The following is a 1,795-nucleotide window of genomic DNA, read 5'->3' as shown; positions in this document are numbered from 1 at the left end:
TCTCCTCGCCGCGCAGGCGGCGCATCAGCCGGGCGGTCGCCGCCGGGTCGAGCAGGGAGCGGCCCGCGGCCACCGAGCGGACCGCGGCGACCAGGTCGGAGCCCTGGATCTGCTTGAGCACGTACCCCGCGGCCCCGGCCATCACGGAGTCCAGCAGCGCCTCGTCGTCGTCGAAGGAGGTGAGCATGAGGCAGGCGAGGTCCGGCATGCGGGAGCGCAGCTCCCGGCATACGCTCACCCCGTCGCCGTCGGGCAGCCGGACGTCCAGCACGGCCACGTCCGGGCGCAGCGCGGGAGCCCGGACGAGGGCCTGGGCCACCGTGGCGGCCTCACCCACCACGGTGACGTCCGGCTCGTCGTTCAGGAGGTCGTGCACCCCGCGCCTGACCACCTCGTGGTCGTCGAGAAGAAAGACCCGGATCGGGCTCGCGGGGCCGGCCGGCCGGCTGTCCGCCATCGTTGCTCCTTGTCGTTCGGCAGGGGGTTCCCACCGACGATCATGCCTCGGTCCCGGGCCTTCGGGCCAGGGCCTGTCGGCCCTGACCAGGGGCCCGCAGGGCCCGCGCGGCCCGTACGACACCCCCGTACGACATCGAGGGAGCGGTGCCATGGCGCGTTACGTGTACGACTTCGCGGAGGGCGGCCGGGAGATGGCCGACCTGCTCGGCGGCAAGGGGTCGAACCTGGCCGAGATGACCCGGATGGGCCTGCCGGTGCCCCCGGGCTTCGTCATCACCACGGAGGCCTGCCGGGCGTTCCTGGCCACCGGGTCGGAGCCGGAGGGGATGGCCGGGGAGGTGGCGCGGCACCTGGCGGCGGTGGAGGAGTCGGCGGGGCGGACCCTGGGCCGGGCGGACGACCCGCTGCTGCTGTCGGTGCGCTCCGGGGCCCGGTTCTCGATGCCGGGGATGATGGAGACCATCCTGAACGTCGGCCTGAATGACGAGTCGGTGCGCGGCCTGGCCCGGGTCTCGGGCAGTGACCGGTTCGCCTGGGACTCCTACCGGCGGCTGCTGCAGATGTTCGGCGCGACGGTGATGGGCGTGCCCGCGGCCCGTTTCGAGGAGGTGCTGGACGCCGTCAAGCGGCGTCGCGGCGCCTCGGACGACCTGGGGCTGGACGCGGACGACATGACGGCGCTCACCGGCGCCTACCGGGACCTGATCCTGCGGGAGACCGGCGAGGAGTTCCCGCAGGACCCGGCGGAGCAGCTGCGCAGGGCGGTCCTCGCCGTGTTCGCGTCGTGGAACGGCGAGCGGGCGCGGCTCTACCGGCGGCGCGAGCACATCCCGGAGGACCTGGGCACGGCGGTCACCGTGCAGCGGATGGTCTTCGGGAACCTGGGCGCCGATTCGGGCAGCGGGGTGGCGTTCACCCGCGACCCGGCGACCGGCCGCCCGGGGGTCTACGGCGACTACCTGCCGAACGCGCAGGGCGAGGACGTGGTGTCCGGCATCCGCAACACGGTGCCGCTGGCCGACCTGGCCGAGCTGGACCCGGCCTCCTACGCGCGGCTGCTGGAGATCATGGAGACGCTGGAGGGCCACTACACGGACCTCTGCGACATCGAGTTCACCATCGAACGCGGCCGCCTGTGGATGCTGCAGACCCGGGTCGGCAAGCGGACCGCCGAGGCGGCGTTCGCCATCGCGGACGCGCTGGTGGAGGAGGGGCTGATCGACCGCCGGGAGGCGCTCGCCCGGGTGAGCGGCGAGGGTCTGGCCCGGCTGATGTTCCCCCGGTTCGACGCGAGCCGTACCCGTGAGCCGCTGGCCCGCGGGGTGGCCGCCTCGCC

The 1,795-nt window shown here is 74.0% G+C and carries 2 protein-coding genes; one reads left to right on the top strand and one right to left on the bottom strand.

Features of this window, described 5'->3' with window-relative positions; genetic code table 11:
- Positions 1–457, bottom strand: a 457-nt coding sequence (locus HW445_RS29555) for a response regulator transcription factor (RefSeq protein WP_180223891.1), incomplete at its 3' end; no start/stop codon positions are given.
- A 151-nt stretch (positions 458–608) separates the two neighbouring features.
- Between HW445_RS29555 and HW445_RS29550 the strand changes: the two genes are divergently transcribed.
- Positions 609–1,795 (top strand): PEP/pyruvate-binding domain-containing protein (locus HW445_RS29550; RefSeq protein ID WP_306673380.1); only part of this gene is annotated, 1,187 nt, incomplete at its 3' end.

This window comes from Streptomyces sp. UH6 (assembly GCF_013421635.1).
GTDB lineage: Bacteria > Actinomycetota > Actinomycetes > Streptomycetales > Streptomycetaceae > Streptomyces > Streptomyces abyssomicinicus.
The sequence above is the reverse complement of the archived record's forward strand: the minus strand, read 5'-3'. Positions and strand labels throughout refer to the sequence as shown.